This window comes from Pseudomonas sp. GCEP-101 (assembly GCF_025133575.1).
In the GTDB taxonomy this organism is placed as follows: domain Bacteria; phylum Pseudomonadota; class Gammaproteobacteria; order Pseudomonadales; family Pseudomonadaceae; genus Pseudomonas; species Pseudomonas nitroreducens_B.
In genome coordinates this window covers 4,547,273-4,565,774 of record NZ_CP104011.1, presented here as the reverse complement: position 1 = coordinate 4,565,774, position 18,502 = coordinate 4,547,273, and the positions used below count along the sequence as shown (strand labels likewise).

The window sequence follows — 18,502 nt, the reverse complement described above, 5'->3', positions numbered from 1 at the left end:
CCAGAGAAGTGGCCTCCCCCGCCCTGCGGCGAGGGAGGAAAGCGGTTTACTGCAGGTGAACCTTCAGCTCCTGGCCGGCCTGGCGCATGGCGGCCTGTACCGCCGGCACCTGGCTGACCACGTTGAGCAGGCCGTAGTCGTGGATCATTCCGTTGTAGCGCACGGACGTGACGGCCACACCGGCGGCGTCGAGTTTGCGACCGTAGGCTTCGCCCTCGTCACGCAGCACGTCGGATTCGGCGGTCTGGATCAGGGTCGGCGGCAGGCCCTTGAGCTGGTCGACGGTGGCGCGCAGCGGCGAGGCATAGATTTCCGCACGCTGTTTCGGGTCGGTGGTGTAGCTGTCCCAGAACCACTGCATCATCGGCTTGGTGAGGAAGTGCCCCTGGGCGAACTGGTTGTACGAGCCGGTCTCGAAGCTGGCATCGGTCACCGGCCACAGCAGGGCCTGGAAGCGCAGCTTCGGCGTGCCCTTGTCCTTGGCCATCAGCGCGACCACCGCCGCCATGTTGCCGCCGACGCTGTTGCCGGCCACGGCCAGGCGCTTGCCGTCGACGTTGAGCTCCTTGCCGTGCTCGGCGACCCACCGGGTCGCGGCGTAGGCCTGGTTGATCGCCACCGGGTAATGCGCCTCGGGGGACGGGGTGTAGTCGACGTAGACCGCGACCGCGCCGGAATTCACCACCAGGTCGCGGATCAGGCGGGCGTGGGTCGGGTAATCACCCAGCACCCAGCCGCCGCCGTGGAAGTACATGAACACCGGCAGCGTGCCCTTCACGCCGGCCGGGCGGACGATGGTCAGCTTCACCGGGCCGACGTCGGTCTGCACGGTCTTCTCGCTGACCTGGGTGCCGGAGAGGTCGACCTTCACCGACGACTGGGCGCCAGTCAGCACCGCACGGGCATCCTTGGGCGAAAGAGTTTCCAGCGGCTGGCCCTTGCCGGCCTCCAGCGCTTCGAGGAAGGCCTGGGTGTTGTGTTCGACGGTGGGGTTGCCCGCGGCGAACACGTTGCCGATGGCCAGGGCGAGGGAAGCGGCGAGCAGGGATTTCTTGGCGTTCATGATTCGGTTCCTTGAAAGTGGGGGGAGGTATTCCGAAAGGACGAACGAATCTTGATCCATGCCCGCAAAGCGCGGAATAGACAGGGTTGCAGGGTCACTTTGCAGTTTTGCAAGGGCATCGCCGGGGGCGTTGCAGAGCTGCCGGGCTTGGTAATTGCCGGTAGGAGCGCCCACGGGCGCGATCGCGGGCATGGCCCGCTCCTACAGGTCACGTTTCGCGCCGCTCTTCGTAGGGGCGAGACAGGTTGGCTGCCAGGCCGAGCTGCGGAGTGCACCGCACGGGATTTCGCGGACAAGATCCGCTCCTACGAAAGCCATCACGCCGGAGTAGACCTGTGAGCGTGCCATGCACGCGATGGCGGACAAAGTCCGCTGCTACAAGGGGAGACCGGTGTTAGGCGGTTCGCGAGCAAGCTCGCTCCTACGAAAAGCCCGACATCCGCGCCGGGCTCTACCTCTGGCTCTCCCAGCAGACTTCCAGAGAAATATCCGCACGCGCCGAACGCCCCGTTCAGGAGGCCGAGTGGAATCGGAGTTCCAGGGGTTGAGCGGCATGGATGCCGCGAGAGCCGCGATGGGCCAGGGATGGCCCACCGCGGCGTGCCCCTGGAACTGCGATGGAGCGAGGGAACCCCGGCGAAGCCGGGGCCGGATGACGGGGCAAGACCTTTGCCCACTTTGGGTCGCTTGCCAAAGTGGGTCGCCCGAGGGGGCGAAACTGGAAGCCAGCGCGCACGCCGAAGCGGCGCAGAAATTCCGAGACCAACGCAGCAAACCTGCACCACCAGCGCAACAGGAAGCGCCGGCCCTGCCGGCGGATCGCGGGCATGGCCCGCTCCTACACGAACCGCAACCAACCTGTAGGAGCGTGCCATGCACGCGATGGCGGACACAGTCCGCCGTTCCGTGTCGAGCGGTTCGCGAGCAAACTCGCTCCTGCAGTCGAGCGGAGCTGGCTGGCGACCGGGGGTTACGCCGCCCGGCACGCCACGGGTGCCGGCGCGGCGTTTGGCCGGTACAATGCGCGATTGCCCGCTCCATACCTGATAAGCACGCCTGATAAAGAAGAAACCATGTCCTTGCCCAAACACCATCTGGAACTGCTCAGCCCTGCCCGCGATGTGTCGATCGCCCGCGAGGCCATCCTGCATGGCGCCGACGCCGTCTACATCGGCGGCCCGAGCTTCGGCGCGCGGCACAATGCCTGCAACGAAGTGAGCGATATCGCCCAGTTGGTGGAGTTCGCCCATCGCTACCACGCGCGGGTGTTCACCACGATCAACACCATCCTCCACGACAACGAGCTGGAGCCGGCCCGTGCGCTGATCCACCAGCTCTACGACGCCGGCGTCGACGCGCTGATCGTGCAGGACATGGGCATCATGGAGCTGGACATCCCGCCGATCGAACTGCACGCCAGCACCCAGACCGACATCCGCACCCTGGAGCGGGCGAAGTTCCTCGATCAGGCCGGCTTCTCCCAGCTGGTGCTGGCCCGTGAGCTGAACTTGCAGGAAATCCGCGCCATCGCCGACGAGACCGATGCCGCCATCGAATTCTTCATCCACGGCGCGCTGTGCGTGGCCTTCTCCGGCCAGTGCAACATCTCCCACGCCCAGACCGGCCGCAGCGCCAACCGCGGCGACTGCTCCCAGGCCTGCCGCCTGCCCTACACCCTGAAGGATGACCAGGGCCGCGTGGTCGCCTTCGAGAAGCACCTGCTGTCGATGAAGGACAACAACCAGAGCGCCAACCTCAGCGCCCTGGTGGACGCCGGCGTGCGCTCCTTCAAGATCGAAGGGCGCTACAAGGACATGGGCTACGTGAAGAACATCACCGCCTATTACCGCCAGCGCCTGGACGGCATCCTCGCCGAACGCCCGGATCTGGCCCGCGCGTCCAGCGGCCGTACCGACCACTTCTTCGTGCCGGACCCGGACAAGACCTTCCACCGCGGCAGCACCGACTACTTCGTCAGCGAGCGCAAGATCGACATCGGCGCCTTCGACTCGCCGACCTTCACCGGCCTGCCCGTGGGCACCGTGGAGAAAGTCGGCAAGCGCGACCTGCTGGTGGTGACCCAGGACCCGCTGTCCAACGGCGACGGCCTCAACGTGCTGGTGAAGCGCGAAGTGGTCGGCTTCCGCGCCAACATCGCCGAGCCCAGGGGCGAGTTCGAGGAAGACGGCGAGAAGCGCTACCGCTACCGCGTCGAGCCCAACGAGATGCCGGAAGGCCTCTACCGCCTGCGGCCGAACCACCCGCTGTCGCGCAACCTGGACCACAACTGGCAGCAGGCGCTGCAGAAGACGTCCGCCGAACGCCGCGTCGGCCTGTCGTGGGTCGCCACACTGCGCGAAGAACGCCTGGAACTGACCGCCACCAGCGAGGAAGGCATCAGCGCCAGCGTCGCCCTGGACGGCCCGTTCGGCGCGGCCAACAAGCCGGAGCAGGCGCTGGAGCAACTGCACGACCTGCTCGGCCAACTGGGTACCACCCAGTACCACGCTGACAAGATCGAGCTGGACGCCCCGCAGGCGTTCTTCATTCCCAACTCGCAGCTGAAATCGCTGCGCCGCGAGGCCATCGAGGCGCTCACCGCGGCGCGCGTGCAGGCCCATCCCCGCGGCGGCCGCAAGGCCGAGACCAGCCCGCCGCCGGTGTACCCGGAGTCGCACCTGTCCTTCCTGTACAACGTGTACAACGAGAAGGCCCGCGCGTTCTACCACCGCCACGGCGTGCAGCTGATCGACGCGGCCTACGAGGCCCATGAAGAGACGGGCGAGGTGCCGGTAATGATCACCAAGCACTGCCTGCGCTTCTCCTTCAACCTGTGCCCGAAACAGGCCAAGGGCGTCACGGGCGTGCGCACCAAGGTGCAGCCGATGCAGCTGATCCACGGCGACGAGGTGCTGACCCTGAAGTTCGACTGCAAGCCGTGCGAGATGCACGTGATCGGCAAGATCAAGGGCCACATCCTCGGCCTGCCGCAGCCGGGCAGCGAAGGCGTGAACACCATCGTCGGGCAGATCAGCCCGGAAGATCTGCTCAAGACCATTCGCAAGCCAGGGCATTGAGGCCCTGCGAGGGCGCCTTACCGGCGTGCTCTGTCAACTCCCTCTCCCTTCGGGGAGAGGGTTACGAAGCCACACCTTGCTTCAGTGCCAATCCCAACCTCCTCCCCCTCCCTAACCCTCCCCCTGAAGGGAGAGGGGACAGTTGGGCAGAACATCCGGCCATGCATTCAGCCGGCAGGCGTTAAAGCAAGGCCTGCGTCAGAGCCGCCGGGAAATTCGTTCGCGAGCATGAACTAGCGCCCCCTCGCTCCTACAACAAGCCCCGATCCCCCGCTATGATCGGGACATGCCCACCACGCCCCCGCTCCGCCAGCAATGCCCGCCCGGCGCCTGCAACTGCGACCGGGAACGCCTGCTGGCAGACCCCAACGCCGACCTGCGCATCCTCCTGCTGACCCGGCACGAGGAACAGCGCCTGCTCGAACGCCTGGAAAACCTCAAGGACCTGGCAGACCTGCAGCGCATGCAGCACAAGCTCTTCGAGCAGCTCGGCATCCGCCTGCACATCGCCCCCGGCTTCAACGAAGTGCGCAGCATGCGCGGCATCGAGTTCGACTTCGACGATCAGCCCGGCCTTTGCCGCAAGACCCGCCAGGCCATCCCCGCCGCGATCCGCCGCGGCCTGGAGAAGAACCCGGAAATCGCCTGGCGCCTGCTGGACTCCCACGATCTGCTGGGCGGGCTCTGAGCACACCCCCCTGTAGGAGCGGGCCACGCCCGCGAAAGGCGGACGACGTCCGCCCACAGATTCAGGCTCGAGACCCGGACAACCTGTAACGCCGGACATCCCTTGGGCAAACGCGCCCTTGGGCGCTGTTCGCGGGCATGGCCCGCTCCTACACAGACCGCATCGCACCGGCCAGCGCCGTGCTCCCGAGCTGCTCCAGCCGCTCGGCGGCCCCCAGCCGATCCCGATCCTCCTTGTTCTGGCTGAGCTTGGACTTGCCGACGATCTCGCTGATCTCCACCTCGATGCCGACGATGTTCGCCAGCATGCCGCTGATGAACTCCGGGGTGGAGTCGCTCATCTTCCACGGCTTCACCTCGCCGGCCTCGTGGGTGCGGGTCAGGCGGCCGACCACGCCGCGTACGAAGCGCTCCTCGTCCATCACCTTGAGGCGGCCGCGCACGTGCACCACCTGGTAGTTCCAGGTCGGCACCTGGCGGTGCGCCTCGTGCTTGCTCGGGTACCAGTTGGGCGAAACGTAGGCGTGCTCGCCACGGAAGATCACCAGCACCTCCTCACCGTCGGCCTCCTGCCATACCGGGTTGTTGCGCGCGACATGGGCACGCAGCAGCGGCGTCTCGCCGGCGAGCTCCAGCTCGAACGGCAGGTGGTTGGCATCGAGCAGGCCGTCGTGGCCAGTGACCAGGATGCCCAAGGGATGCTCGCGGATCAGCCGGTGCAGCTCGTCCGAGCGGGTTTCCTCGAAATGCGCAGGTACGTACATGGAAGGCCTCGACAGCAGGTAATGGCGGTCATCATGCCGCCGCATTGGCACCCTATAAAGATCCATTAGCAACTCTGGCGACAGAGCCAATCGGCGGCTGGCGATGTTTTGCTACGGCCCACGCCTCGCCCCGCTGGACGGCGATGGTGCCGCCCCCTAATCTAGCCCTTGGCCAGCATTCGCCCCGGATGGCAGACACAGGCTCCCACTCTCGATGACCGCACCCGAGTTCCCCGCCGCTCCTCCCCGGCAGTCCCAGGGGAGAATCCCGCCGCGCCTGCAGGATGCCTACCAGGCGTACGTGATCCAGCATTACCGACGCTTCCTGCTGGCGATCAACTTCATCGCCATGGCCGCCTACGACTCCTACGTCGTGGCCGATGCCCTGCTCATTCCGGACATGGCCCGGGAGTCGCTGCTGCTGCGCACCGGCCTGAGCCTGATCGGCCTGATCAACATCTTCCTGGTGTTCCGCTTCAGCCGCAGCGTGCTGCTGATGGACCTGCTGATGCCGCTGCACGACATCATCTCCACCATCGCCTGGTTCGAATTGCTCAAGCGCAGCGCCTCGCCGGACGTGCCGTTCTTCCTCTATGCCTCGGTGGTCTTCGTGCTGCTGGGCAACCTTGGCGTGCGCTACTCCTTCAAGGGTATCGCCCTGGTCTCGGCGATCATCACCGCCATCATCTTCTACAACGTCTGGCTGATCCACGGCGGCGCCGCCAAGCCACTGCTAATATTCACCCTGGTCTACCTGCCCATCGCCCTGTTCAGCCTGTTCATCAGCTGGACCAACATCAAGGGCGTACGCCGCGCCTTCCTCGCCGACCTCGAAGAGCGCCGCCAGCGTGCGGAGCTGGCCGCGCTCAACCTGCGCCTGCAGGAGCTGGCCGCCACCGACGGCCTGACCGGCGTGGGCAACCGCCGCGCACTGGACCTGCAGCTGAACGAGAGCTGGCACGGCATGCGTGCCCACGGTCGGCCCTTCGCCCTGCTGATGGCCGATATCGACTACTTCAAGCCCTATAACGATCACTACGGCCACCAGGCCGGCGACCGTTGCCTGTGCCAGGTCGCCGAAAGCCTGGTCGGCACCCTGCGCGGCGGGCAGGCCAACGTCTATCGTTATGGTGGAGAGGAGTTCGCCATCCTGCTGGAAGCGACCAACGCCGACGATCTGCGCTGCGTCGCCGAACGCCTGCGCGAGCAGGTGGCGAGCCTGGGCATCGAGCACCTCTACCGGCCCGACAGCCTGCGCCACCTGACCATCAGCCTGGGCGCGGCGATGGCCAGCGAGAGCGGCCTGCACGAGCCCCGCGAATTGCTCGCACGCTGCGACCAGCACCTGTACGTCGCCAAGCAAAAAGGTCGCAATCGCGTGCAACTCAGCGGCATGCCCGGCGTCTGACCAACGACACGTAACCCGGCACGCGCGGCCGGCGTCTCCCTGCTCTGCCGCCGGGCGATGTCCGCGACGCCTGGCAACCCATAGGGGACGCCCCCACGAGGTCAGTGTGAAACGCGACATCCGCCTAGCCATCCTCCTGCTGTCGATCATCAGCCTCGCCGTGGCCACCGCCACGGCCTGGGAGCTGTGGTCGGCGCGCGAGCGCACCCTGGCGGATGCCACCACCCACAACCTCAACCTGACCCAGGCGCTGGATACCTATGTCGAAGGCGTGGTCACCCAGAGCTCCATGCTCCTGCTGGGTCTCGCCGAACGCCTGGAGAGCGAAGGGACCGGCGCCGCCAACCTGCAGCGCCTGAACGACCTGGTGAAGCGCCAGCAGCACCTGCTCGGGCAGCTCAACGGCGTGGGCATCTACGATGCGAAGGGCAACTGGCTGATGACCTCCACCGGCCCCTTCCCGCCCGGCTCCAACAGCGCCGACCGCGGCTATTTCATCCACCACCGCGACAACCCTTCGCTGGATGCGTACATCGGCGGGCCGATCCACAGCCGCGCCACCGGCGTCTGGGTGATCACCGTCAGCCGCCGCTACAACGACGCCCACGGCAACTTCGCCGGGGTGATCGTCGCGGCCCTCGGCGTGCAGGACTTCCTGCGCCTGTTCGGCAAGATCGACATTGGCAAGACCGGCGCCATCGGCGTGGCCATCAGCAACGGCCAGGTGCTGGTGCGCTACCCGTTCCGCGAGAGCGACATGGGCCAGATCCTCTCGCGCTCGCCGATCTTTACCCGCTACCTGGACAACGCCATGGTCGGCAGCGCGACCTTCACCTCCTCGCTGGACGGCGTCGAACGCATCTACGCCTTCCGCCAGAACGAGCGCTACCCGCTGGTGACCTCGGTCGCCCTGGGCAAGGACGAGGCCCTGGCCGCCTGGCGCGATGACGCCCTGCGCACGGTCATCATCGCCTTCGGCCTGCTGATGGTCATCGTGGTGATCGGCAGCCTGCTGATCCTCGCCATCCAGCGCCGCATCGGCACCGAGCGGCTGCTGCGCGATGCCCGCGAAGACCTGATCAAGGCCAACCGCCAACTGGAAGTGCTCGCCTCCCGCGACCCGCTCACCGGCCTGGAGAACCGCCGCAGCTTCGACGACCACCTCGCCGCCGAGCTGCGCCGTGCCCACCGCGAGCGCGCGCCGCTGGGGCTGCTGCTGATCGACATCGACCACTTCAAGCGTTTCAACGACACCTACGGCCACCCGGCCGGCGACGACTGCCTGCGCCGCATCGGCCGCGTCCTGGCCGACAGCGTGCGCCGCCCTGCCGACCTCGCCGCGCGCTACGGCGGCGAGGAGCTGGCGGTGATCCTGCCCAACACCGGCGCGGAGGGAGCGCAGGCCGTGGCCGAGCAGTTCATGCAGCGCCTGCAGCAGGCCAACCTCACCCACGCCGGCAGCCCCCTGGGCCGCATCACCGCCAGCATCGGCATCGCCACCCTGCCCGCCGGGAGTGACAGCAGCCCCCACGCCCTGATCGAAGCCGCCGACCGCGCGCTGTACCGCGCCAAGGCCGCCGGGCGCAATCGCCTGGAACGTGCGACCACTGCCCCGGAAGCCGCGCGATGACCGTCGATTGCCGCAGCCCGATGCGATACGCCTTGTTGGCGAACAACCCGTTCCGGGTTATTCGCCCTACGGGGCAGAGCGTTTCTCTGTAGGAGCGAGCTTGCTCGCGAACAGGAGCTGTCGGCAGCACCGAGGCTGGGCGGGTTCGCGAGCAAGCTCGCTCCTACGAAGAGCCCTTCAACCCGGTAGAGGGCAAGCCCCGTTCCAGCTCCATCAGACAGCACCCTGCCCCTTCCTCAGCCGCCCCCGCTCCTTCTTCCCCGCCAGCGCACTGTCCGCCGCCGCCTTCACCAGCTTCTGGAACGTCGGGCACTCCGCATGACTGGGCGCCGGGCACGCCGCCGCATGGCGCAACCCGCGGCTCATCGCGCGCAGGCGTCTGATCGTGGCGTCCAGTTCGTCCGCCTTGGCCGAGAGCATCTGCCGGTCGATGTGGGTGGTGCCGTCGCCGGCGAACATCGAGCGGATTTCCTCCAGGCTGAAGCCGGCCGACTGGCCCAGGCTGATCAGCGCCAGCTGGTCGAGGATCTGCGGCGCGAACTGGCGGCGCGCACCGGGCTTGGCCAGCGAGACGATCAACCCCTTTTCCTCGTAGAAACGCAGGGTCGATGCCGGCACGCCGGAACGTCGGGCCACGTCAGCGATATCCATGGAACACCTCTTGACCTCAAGTTCGCTTGAACTTGTAGGTTCACGCCAAAGGCCGCCGAGGTCAATCCACACGCGGCCTTCCCCTTGCGTGAAAACAGCGGAGAAGCCATGAAAACCATTGCCATCGTCTACCACAGCGCCAGCGGCCGCACCGAACGCATCGCCCAGACCATCGCCAGCGGCGCGAGCCGGGTGCCAGACTGCGAAGTCCACCTGCTCAAGGCGCAGGTGCTGATCGAGCAACCGCAGGCGCTGCTTGCCTATCACGGCCTGATCCTGGGCTCGCCCACCTACCTGGGTGGCGTTTCGGCGCCGCTGAAGGCGCTGATGGACGCCACCGGGCCGCTGTGGCGCCAGCAGAGGCTGCGCGGCCGCCTCGCCGCCGGTTTCACTGTCTCGGCGCTGCCGGCGGGCGACAAGCAGTCCACGCTGATCTCGCTGTTCACCTTCTGCATGCAGCACGGGATGCTCTGGGCCGGCAACCCGATCCTCCCCGAGCAGCACCTGGGCGTGCCGGTCGAAGAAGCGGCCAACCGTCTCGGCTCCTGGTCCGGGCTGATGGCCCAGGCCGACAAGACCGCCGCGGACTTCTGCCCCGGCGACCTGAAGACCGCGCGGCTGTTCGGCGAGCATTTCGCCCAGACCCTGGGCCGCCTGCACTCGCCACAGCTCGAGCATGCAAAGGAGGTGCAGGCATGATCCCGCGCCGCTGCGGCCCGCTGCTGTTCGCGCTGATCCTGTCCGGCGTGATGACCTTGCTGGTGTCCGGGCTCTCCACCTGGCGCGCCATCGGCCTGGCACCGGCCTTTGCCCAGCTCTGGCTGGGGGCGTGGCTCACCAGCTGGAGCATCGCCTTCCCGCTGGTGCTGGTCATCGCGCCGCTGACCCGGCGCCTCGTCGAAAAGCTGGCCAGGGCCTGAGATACCCGTGAGCCTCGCCGCCGGGTGGCGTGGCGTGCAGCGATACCCATCCGACAAGGAGCCGGATGCCTGCTCAATGGCGGGCTGGGCAGAGCTACTCGCGCATTCCGTCCGCCAGGCGGCAGAAGCCCTCGCGCACCACGCCGTCGGTGGTGTACATGCCGCCAGAGGTGGTGAAGATGTAGCTCACCTTGCTGCCCTTCCCGGCCTCCTCCACCACGACGCTCATCGGCGCGGTGCGGCTGCTGAGGATGACGCCCTGGTGGGCGGAGATGATGCCGCGCTCGTCGTCTGCGGTATCGATGGAGAAGCCTTCCTTGAGCAGCGCCTTCTGCGCGTTGTGGAAGGCCTTTTCGGGGGCCAGGTGGTCGAATACGACGCTGGAGTTGTAGGTCTTGCCGGCCATGAAACCACCCGAAGTGTTGAAGTTGTCTTCGCACTGGTTGCCGGTTTTCTGGTGTGCGCAGCCTTGCAATAGCGCAGCCGCGAGCAGAATCATCGTGACTCGTCGCATCATCGTTCCTTGATCTCGTGGGGCCGCCATCCCTGCGGGTCTGCAGCGGCGAAGGGGTTTTATAAGCCGAGGGCGCAGGCCCTGGCCAGACTTTTCCGCGTCCGGTGAGACAGCCGGCACGCAGGAAATATCCCCTCGCTCGCTCAAGCACGGGCGTTGGCGCCGTTCGTCCTGGCGTGTCCCCACGGGTGTCCGGGCCTGCCTGCGCAGCGCCCGGACACCCGTGGAGCAAGCCTCCCGATCGTCAAGGACCGGAGGCCCGCCACCCTTACCAGATCGGCAGGGTGTAGCTGACGATGAAGCGGGTTTCGTCCATGTCGTTGCCGAAGCTGCTGCGGAAGGTGCTGTTGCGCAGCTTGAAGCCGACGTTCTTCAGCGCACCGCTCTGCACCACGTAGCCGATGTCGGTATCGCGCTCCCACTCCTTGCCGTTGCCCTGACCGTTCAGCAGGTCGATGTGGTCGCCGCGCAGATAGCGCGTCATCAGGCTCAGCCCGGGCATCCCGTAGGTGGCGAAGTTGAAGTCGTAGCGCAGCTGCCAGGAGCGTTCGTCCTTGTTGGCGAAATCGCCGATCTGCACGTAGTTGACCAGGTACGGGTCGGTGCCGGACAGGTAGGCGAAGCCGGTGTCGCCGGACATGCGCTGCAGGCCGAGGCCGAACGCCTGGTTGCCCAGCTTGTAGGTGAACATGGCATTGAGCGCGCGGTTGTCGACGTTGCTGCCGCCATCGTCGGTGGAGCGCGCCCAGCGGATGTCGGACTTCAGCGACTGGCCCTCGGCGATCGGCAGCGTATGCACCAGGCTCACGTAGTGCTGGCGGTAGAGGTCTTCGAGGTTGGCATAGTGGTAGCTGGTGCTGAGCTGGCTGTTCCAGCGATAGGTGCCGCCGGCGAGGTTGAAGCGGTCGCTGGTGAGGTGGCTGCCGGCAACGATGTTGCGCTTGTTGCCACGGGTCATCGACAGGTCTTCGTCGTTGGTCGAGTCACGCTGCTTCACCTGGCGCAACTGGCCAAGCTGCAGGTCGAGGTCGTCGAGCTCCTTCGACTCCACCAGCGCGCCCTGGAAGGTCTGCGGCAGCAGGCGGGTGTCGTTGTACTGCACCACCGGCAGCTTGGGCAGCAGCGTGCCCACCTTCAGGGTGCTGTTGGAGGCACGCAGCTTGGCGGTCAGGCCGAGCGCGCTGTAGTCGTCGGCGGCGCGGCGGTCGCTGGCGGAATACGGCAGCAGGCCGGAGCCGGAGCGGTCCGGGCTGGAGTCGAGCTTCAGGCCCAGCAGGCCGAGGGCATCCACGCCGACGCCAACGGTGCCGTCGGTGTAGCCCGATTCGTAGCGCAGCAGGAAGCCCTGCGCCCATTCCTCGGCTTTCGACTGGGCGGCGCCGCTCTGGCGGTAGTCGCGGTTGAAATAGAAGTTGCGCGTTTCGATGCTGGCCTTGCTGTCGGCGAGGAAATCGGCGAGGGCGAACGGGGGCAGCAGCGCCAGTCCGGAGACCAGCACAGGGAGTCGACGAGTATTCATTGTTCTTGTTTCTATCTACGTGAGGTGTTGGCAAAACGCCGGGCCGATGTCGGCTGGCCCGGCACGGGAATGCGCGGGCTCAGACGACCTTTTCCAGCTCCGGTGCGGCTTCGAACAGGTCGGCGACCAGCACGTTCATTCGGTTTTCCTGTGAGTGGCGCCCTCCGGCGTCGGCGCCGGAGGGCAGTGGATTCATGAGCAACCTCGCTCCTGCGGATCGAGACTTGCGCCGGCGCGCTCTTCAAAGGCCTTGCTCGCCCACGAACTCAACGAGCCTGGGGCACCTGACCGCTTGCGGCGATCCGCCGTCATTCGCGAACGGCGTCAGCCCTGGCCCAGTTGCTCGATCACCCCCTCGGCCTTGAGCGCCGCCAGGCGCGCATCGTCCAGCCCGAGGCGGCGCTTGAGCACCTCGTCGGTGTGTTCGCCGAGCATGGGTGCCGGGCGCTGGTATTCCACCGGCGTCTCGGACAGCTTCAGCGGGCTGCCGACCATACGGAAGCCGGGGTTCTGCGCGTGAGGGATGTCCACCAGCATGTCGCGGGCGACCACCTGGGGCTCTTCCAGCGCGCGGCCGATATCGTTGATCACGCCCACCGGCACCTTCACCGCGTGGATGCGGCGCACCCAGTTGTCCGCGGTGTCGCCCTGGAAATGCTCGGCCAGCTTGCCGACGATGATGTCGCGGTTGCGTACGCGGTCGGCGTTGCGGGTGAAGCGCGGGTCCTTGGGCAGCTCCGGCAGGCCGATGGCCTCGCACAGCGAGACGAACTGGCTGTCGTTGCCGCAGGCGATGATGAAGTCCATGTCCTTCGCGCTGAACACCTGGTACGGCACGATGTTGACGTGGGCGTTGCCCTGGCGCCCCGGCGAGCGGCCGGTGGCGAGGTAGTTCTGGCTCTGGTTGCCGAGCATGGCGACCTGCACGTCGAGCAGCGCCATGTCGCAGTGCTGGCCGCGGCCGGTCCTTTCCCGCGCCAGCAGCGCCGCCTGGATGGCGACCACCGAGTACAGGCCGGTCATCACGTCGGACACCGCGACACCGACCTTCTGCGGGCCGGCGCCGGGGACGCCGTCCTTCTCGCCGGTGATGCTCATCAACCCGCCCATGCCCTGGATGATGAAGTCGTAGCCGGGCTCCTCGGCGCGCGGGCCGGTCTGGCCGAAGCCGGTGATGGAGCAGTACACCAGGCGCGGATTGAGCTTGGACAGGCTGTCGTAATCCAGCCCGTACTTGGCCAGCGAGCCGGCCTTGTAGTTCTCGATCAGCACATCGCACTCGCAGGCCAGCGCGCGCACCAGCGCCTGGCCTTCCTCGCTCGCCAGGTTCAGCGCCACCGACAGCTTGTTGCGGTTGGTGGACTGGTAGTACGCGGCCTCGGAGCTGTCCGAACCGTCGGCGGTCTTCATGTACGGCGGGCCCCAGCCGCGGGTATCGTCACCCACGCCGGGCCGTTCGATCTTGATCACTTCCGCGCCCAGGTCGGCCAGCACCTGGCCGCACCAGGGGCCGGCCAGCACGCGGCTGAGGTCGAGTACGCGGTATCCGCTCAAAGCACCCATCTTCAACTCCTCGCAGGCGCGCTCACGCGCGCTCGATAACCATGGCGAGCCCCTGGCCCACGCCGATGCACAGGCTGATCACCGCATAGCGTTGACCGCTGCGCTGCAGTTGCCGCGCCACGCTCAGCGCCAGCCGCGCGCCGGAGGCGCCCAGCGGGTGGCCAACGGCGATGGCGCCGCCATTGGGGTTGACCCGCGCATCGTCGAAGTCCACGCCCAGGCCGCGCAGGCAGCCGAGCACCTGGGAGGCGAAGGCTTCGTTGATCTCGATGATGTCCATGTCGGCCAGGGTCAGTTCGGCGCGCGCGAGCGCCTTGTTGATCGCCTCCACCGGGCCGACGCCCATGATGCGCGGCTCGACGCCAACCGCCGCCGCCGAGAGAATCCGCGCCAGTGGTTTGAGGCCGTGGCGCTCACCGGCGGCGGCAGAGCCGATCAGCAGCGCGGCAGCGCCATCGTTGACGCCGGAGGCATTGCCGGCAGTGACCACGCCGCCATCGAACAGCGGCTTCAGGCGGGCCAGTGCGGCCTCGTCGGACGACGGTCGCGGATGCTCGTCCTGCTCGACCACGTTCGGCGGCGTCTTGCGCCCGGTGGGCACGCTGACCGGGAGGATTTCCTCGGCGAAGAAGCCGGCCTGGCGGGCGGCCTCGTAGTTGGCCTGCGAACGGGCGGCGAAACGGTCGGCCTGCTCGCGGCTGATGCCGAACTCGCGGGCCACGTTGTCGCCGGTCTCCGGCATGCTGTCGTTGCCGAACCCGGCGATGATCTTCGGGTTGGGGAAGCGCGCGCCGATGGTGCTGTCGAATACGGTGAGATCGCGGCTGTACGCGGCCTCGGCCTTGGCCATGACGAAGGGCGCGCGGGACATGCTTTCCACGCCACCGGCGACGAACAGCTCGCCTTCGCCGCAGGTCACGGCACGCGCCGCGTCGATGACGGCAGCCAGGCCGCTGGCACACAGCCGGTTCACCGTCTGGCCCGGCACGGTCACCGGCAGGCCGGCCAGCAGCGCGGCATGGCGGGCGATGTTGCGGCTGTCTTCACCGGCCTGGTTGGTGTTGCCGAGGATCACGTCCTCGATGGCATCGCCGGGCACGTGGGTGCGGGCCAGCAGCTCGCGGATCACCTGGGCGACCAGGTCGTCCGGGCGCACCGGCGCCAGGGCACCGGCGTGACGGCCGAAGGGGGTGCGCAGGCCGGCGTAGATATAGGCGTTGAGCATGGAAGTCTCCTTGAAAACGGTGGACGCCGGGCCTCAGCCCAGCGCGGGCTCGGCGTGGCGCAGCGACAGCCCCAGCGCGGCGCGGCGGCGCAGCCAGGGGCCGGGGCGGTAGCGGGCATCGCCGGTCAGGCCGGTCATGCGTTCGAGAATGTGCAGCAGGCGCGCCGGGCCGACGCTGTCGCCCCAGGCCAACGGGCCCTGCGGGTAGCCCAGTCCACGGCGCACACCTTCGTCGAGGTCGTCGACGCTGGCGATGCGCTGCTGGACGATGTCGCCGGCCAGGTTGACGATCAGCGCCAGGACGCGCTGCGCAACGAAGCCGACGCTGTCGTTGATGACCGTGACGCCGACGCCGTCAGAGGCGAGCAGCGCATGGGCAACATCGCGCATGGCGCTGGAGGTCGCCGGGTTCTGCATCAGGCAGCGGTGGCGCTGCAGGTCCAGCAGCAGGTCGATACACAGGGTGCGCGCCGGGTCGGTGCCGAAGTGCTGGCAGGCCGTGGTCGCATCCACGCCATAGGGAGCGAGCAGGCACAGCGCCTCGCTGCTCGGCTCGGCGCCCTGCTCCAGGTTCGCGCCTAGGCTCTTCAACAATTCGCCGAGGCGTTGGCGATCCGGGTCGTTCTCCGCGCCGATCCACACCGGCGGCATGGCCGTCACGCTCGGCACCGGCTGCGGCGCGGGCGGGTCGATCATCTTGCCGTCGGCGTAGCGGTAGAAGCCACGGCCGGCCTTGCGCCCGACGAAGCCGGCCTCGAGCATCTGCCGGGTCAGCGCCGCGGGGCGATAGCGCGGCTCCTGGTAGAACTGGTTGTAGATGGTTTCGATCACCGGGTGCGACACGTCCAGCGCGGTGAGGTCGAACAGCTCCAGCGGGCCCATGCGGAAGCCCAGGCCCTCACGCAGGATGCGGTCGATGTCGGCCGGTTCGGCGATACCTTCCTTGAGCATCTGCAGTGCTTCGGTGCTGTAGGCACGGCCGGCATGGTTGATGATGAAGCCGGGGGTGTCCTTGGCGCGGATGCCGCGGTGGCCCATGCGCGTGGCCAGCGCTATCAGGCAATCGCCGACCTGCGGATCGCCGGCCAGGCCGTCGATGACCTCGACCACCTTCATCAGCGGCACCGGGTTGAAGAAGTGGAAACCCGCCACCCGCTGCGGGCGCTGGCAGCCACGGGCGATACTGGTGACTGACAGCGACGAGGTGTTGGTGGCGAGTATGCAGTCGGCGCTGACCACCGCCTCCAGCTCGGCCAGCAGCGCCTGCTTGGCGTCCAGCCGTTCGATGATCGCCTCGACCACCAGGTCGGAATCCGCCAGCTCGCCCAGCGAGCCGGCAACCTGCAGACGCGCCAGGGTGGCGTCGGCCTCGTCGGCGGTGATCTTGCCCTTCTCCGCCAGCTTGGCGAGGGTTTGCCCGAGGTGGTCGCGGGCGGCTTGCGCGGCGCCCTCGCGGGCGTCGAAGAGTTTTACCTGGATGCCGGCCTGGGCGGCGATCTGGGCGATGCCGCTGCCCATGACGCCGGTGCCGACGATGGCGATGCGCTGGATGCGCTCGCTGCCAAACGAAAGGGTCATGCTCATTCTCCCAGGAAGCTGGCTTGGCGTTTTTCCAGGAAGGCGGCGGCGCCCTCCTTCTGGTCCTTCGAATCGAACAACAGCTGGAAGGCCTTGCGCTCCAGGGTCAGGGCGCTGTCCAGCGGCAGGTCGGCGCCGGCGAGCATCACCTCCTTGATCTGCGCCACGGCCAGCGGCGGCAGCGCGGCGATCTCGGCGGCCAGTTCCAGCGCGCGGGGCAGCGTACGGGCGTCTTCCACCACTTCGCTGAGCATGCCGATGGCCAGGGCTTCGGGCGCCTTGATCAGGCAGCCGGTCAGGGCGATGCGCATTGCCTGGAACTTGCCCACCGCGCGGATCAGCCGCTGGGTGCCGCCGGCGCCGGGCATCAGGCCGAGCTTCACTTCCGGCTGGCCGAAGCGCGCCGATTCACCGGCGACGATGATGTCGCAGTGCATCGCCAGCTCGCAGCCGCCGCCCAGGGCGAAGCCGTTCACCGCGGCGATCACCGGCTTGGGGCAGCGCGAGATGGCTTCCCACAGCAGTTCGGTATGGCGGCGGTACATCTCGATGGGGCTGGCCTGGGCGAACTCGCGGATATCCGCCCCGGCGACGAAACAGGCCTCGCCGCCGGTGAGCACCACCGCACGCACCGCCGGGTTGTCACTGAGCGCGCGGAAATGTTCGGCCAGTTGCTGGCGCACGGCAGCGTTCAGGGCATTTTTGGCTTCCGGTCGGTCGATGCGCACCACTGCCACGCCATCGGCCCGGATATCGAGATGAACCACGCTGGTATTCATGGGAGCTTTACCCTCACACTTGTTTCGTCTGACGAAACTACATTCCGTATTTTGATTTCATCATAGTGACAGGCCATCCAGCCTGTAAACGGTGTTGATCGGAACCACCTCTAAAAGCCTTTATCTAAGCGGCCTGCAATATTTTTTAGGTGGCTTCTGTACGAAACCTCTCAGACCCATTACAATTTCGCCTGACGAAACTGCATTTTATTTTATTGATTTTCCGTGAATAGGGGTTCTACCATGCGCCGCAACAAGACGGAGATGGATTCGGCTGCGCCGACAAAAAACGAAGGCGAAATCGGCCTGCTGGAACGGGGCCTGTATGACCCGGCCACCGCGTTGAGCGAAGAGGAAAACAGCGGTCAGTTCGTGACGGCCCTGGCCCGCGGCCTGGAGATCCTGCGTTGCTTCACGCCACGGGAAAACGTGCTGAGCAACCAGGACCTGGCCCGCAAGACCGACCTGCCCAAGCCGACCGTGACACGCCTGACCAATACCCTGATGCGCCTGGGTTGCCTCAAGCGCGAGGTGCATTCAGGCAAGTACCAGCTGGACGTCGGCGTGCTGGGCTTCGGCTACGCGATGCTGTCGAACCTGTCGATCCGCGCGGTGGCCCACCCGCTGATGGAAGAACTGGCCAACCACGCCCAGGCGGCGGTAGCCATGGCGGCCCGCGACCGCCTGCAGATGGTCTACCTGGACGTCGTGCAGGGGCAGGGAAACATGACGATGCGCCGGCAGATCGGCAGCTACCTGCCGCTGGCGGCGAGTTCGGTGGGCCGCGCGTGCCTCGCGGCGATGCCGGAGAACGAGCGGGAATTCCTGCTCGACCACATTCGCGAACGCGAACCGGAAAACTGGCCGGCCATCCGCAAGGGTCTGGACCGTGCCTTCAGGGACTTCACCGATTACGGCTATTGCCTGTCGATCGGCGAATGGCACCGCGACGTCAACTCCGTCGCGGTGCCCTTGGTACACCCGCAGTACGGGCTGCTGGCCTTCAACTGCGGCGGCCCGAGCTTCCAGCTGACCCGCGAGAAGCTCGAGGACGACATCGGGCCCCGCCTGATCAACATGGTCAACAACATAGGTGCCGCCGCTCGTTGATGCTCGGGTGACGG

16 protein-coding genes are annotated in these 18,502 nt (G+C 67.1%); 7 read left to right on the top strand and 9 right to left on the bottom strand.

What is annotated here, in order from left to right:
* Window positions 1–46 precede the first annotated feature (46 nt).
* On the bottom strand, window positions 47–1,063 hold the full coding sequence (locus N0B71_RS20850; protein WP_259754652.1) for an alpha/beta hydrolase: 1,017 nt from the start codon (window positions 1,061–1,063) through the stop codon (window positions 47–49).
* A 1,073-nt stretch (window positions 1,064–2,136) separates the two neighbouring features.
* Here N0B71_RS20850 and N0B71_RS20845 point away from each other — a divergent pair.
* Window positions 2,137–4,140, top strand: a complete 2,004-nt coding sequence (locus N0B71_RS20845) for a peptidase U32 family protein (RefSeq protein ID WP_259754651.1) — start codon at window positions 2,137–2,139, stop codon at window positions 4,138–4,140.
* Between the two features lie 286 nt (window positions 4,141–4,426).
* The gene (locus tag N0B71_RS20840; protein WP_259754649.1) at window positions 4,427–4,828 is read left to right on the top strand and encodes a hypothetical protein; all 402 of its coding nucleotides are present in this window, start codon (window positions 4,427–4,429) and stop codon (window positions 4,826–4,828) included.
* Between the two features lie 148 nt (window positions 4,829–4,976).
* Here N0B71_RS20840 and N0B71_RS20835 read toward each other — a convergent pair whose 3' ends face one another.
* A complete protein-coding gene (locus N0B71_RS20835) occupies window positions 4,977–5,591 on the bottom strand; it encodes an FMN-binding negative transcriptional regulator (protein WP_259754648.1) in 615 nt (204 codons plus the stop codon).
* 214 nt (window positions 5,592–5,805) lie between these two features.
* On the opposite strand from N0B71_RS20835, the gene N0B71_RS20830 reads away from it, so the two are divergent.
* Complete coding sequence (locus N0B71_RS20830; RefSeq protein ID WP_259754647.1) at window positions 5,806–6,999, top strand: GGDEF domain-containing protein; 1,194 nt, start codon at window positions 5,806–5,808, stop codon at window positions 6,997–6,999.
* Window positions 7,000–7,105: 106 nt separating this feature from the next.
* On the top strand, window positions 7,106–8,629 hold the full coding sequence (locus tag N0B71_RS20825; RefSeq protein WP_259754645.1) for a sensor domain-containing diguanylate cyclase: 1,524 nt from the start codon (window positions 7,106–7,108) through the stop codon (window positions 8,627–8,629).
* Window positions 8,630–8,842: 213 nt separating this feature from the next.
* Here N0B71_RS20825 and N0B71_RS20820 read toward each other — a convergent pair whose 3' ends face one another.
* The gene (locus N0B71_RS20820; RefSeq protein ID WP_259754644.1) at window positions 8,843–9,280 is read right to left on the bottom strand and encodes a helix-turn-helix domain-containing protein; all 438 of its coding nucleotides are present in this window, start codon (window positions 9,278–9,280) and stop codon (window positions 8,843–8,845) included.
* Between the two features lie 108 nt (window positions 9,281–9,388).
* Between N0B71_RS20820 and N0B71_RS20815 the strand changes: the two genes are divergently transcribed.
* The gene (locus tag N0B71_RS20815) at window positions 9,389–9,979 is read left to right on the top strand and encodes a flavodoxin family protein (protein ID WP_259754642.1); all 591 of its coding nucleotides are present in this window, start codon (window positions 9,389–9,391) and stop codon (window positions 9,977–9,979) included.
* Complete coding sequence (locus tag N0B71_RS20810; protein WP_259754641.1) at window positions 9,976–10,200, top strand: DUF2798 domain-containing protein; 225 nt, start codon at window positions 9,976–9,978, stop codon at window positions 10,198–10,200. The genes N0B71_RS20815 and N0B71_RS20810 overlap by 4 nt, the downstream gene beginning before the upstream one ends.
* 94 nt (window positions 10,201–10,294) lie before the next feature.
* Here the strand turns inward: N0B71_RS20810 and N0B71_RS20805 are convergent, their stop codons facing one another.
* From N0B71_RS20805 to N0B71_RS20780, 6 genes are all read right to left on the bottom strand, one after another.
* Window positions 10,295–10,714 (bottom strand): hypothetical protein, encoded by a 420-nt coding sequence (locus N0B71_RS20805; protein ID WP_259754639.1) that lies wholly within the window; start codon window positions 10,712–10,714, stop codon window positions 10,295–10,297.
* Window positions 10,715–10,982: 268 nt separating this feature from the next.
* The gene (locus N0B71_RS20800) at window positions 10,983–12,233 is read right to left on the bottom strand and encodes an OprD family porin (RefSeq protein ID WP_259754638.1); all 1,251 of its coding nucleotides are present in this window, start codon (window positions 12,231–12,233) and stop codon (window positions 10,983–10,985) included.
* A 324-nt stretch (window positions 12,234–12,557) separates the two neighbouring features.
* Window positions 12,558–13,796 carry a CaiB/BaiF CoA transferase family protein gene (locus N0B71_RS20795; RefSeq protein WP_259754637.1) on the bottom strand — a complete coding sequence of 413 codons (1,239 nt, stop codon included), beginning with the start codon at window positions 13,794–13,796 and terminating at the stop codon, window positions 12,558–12,560.
* A 22-nt stretch (window positions 13,797–13,818) separates the two neighbouring features.
* Complete coding sequence (locus N0B71_RS20790; protein WP_259754635.1) at window positions 13,819–15,021, bottom strand: 3-oxoadipyl-CoA thiolase; 1,203 nt, start codon at window positions 15,019–15,021, stop codon at window positions 13,819–13,821.
* 33 nt (window positions 15,022–15,054) lie between these two features.
* On the bottom strand, window positions 15,055–16,605 hold the full coding sequence (locus tag N0B71_RS20785) for a 3-hydroxyacyl-CoA dehydrogenase (protein ID WP_259754634.1): 1,551 nt from the start codon (window positions 16,603–16,605) through the stop codon (window positions 15,055–15,057).
* A complete protein-coding gene (locus N0B71_RS20780; protein ID WP_259754633.1) occupies window positions 16,602–17,378 on the bottom strand; it encodes an enoyl-CoA hydratase in 777 nt (258 codons plus the stop codon). The genes N0B71_RS20785 and N0B71_RS20780 overlap by 4 nt, the downstream gene beginning before the upstream one ends.
* 243 nt (window positions 17,379–17,621) lie before the next feature.
* Between N0B71_RS20780 and N0B71_RS20775 the strand changes: the two genes are divergently transcribed.
* A complete protein-coding gene (locus N0B71_RS20775) occupies window positions 17,622–18,488 on the top strand; it encodes an IclR family transcriptional regulator (protein WP_017518408.1) in 867 nt (288 codons plus the stop codon).
* Window positions 18,489–18,502: the final 14 nt, after the last annotated feature.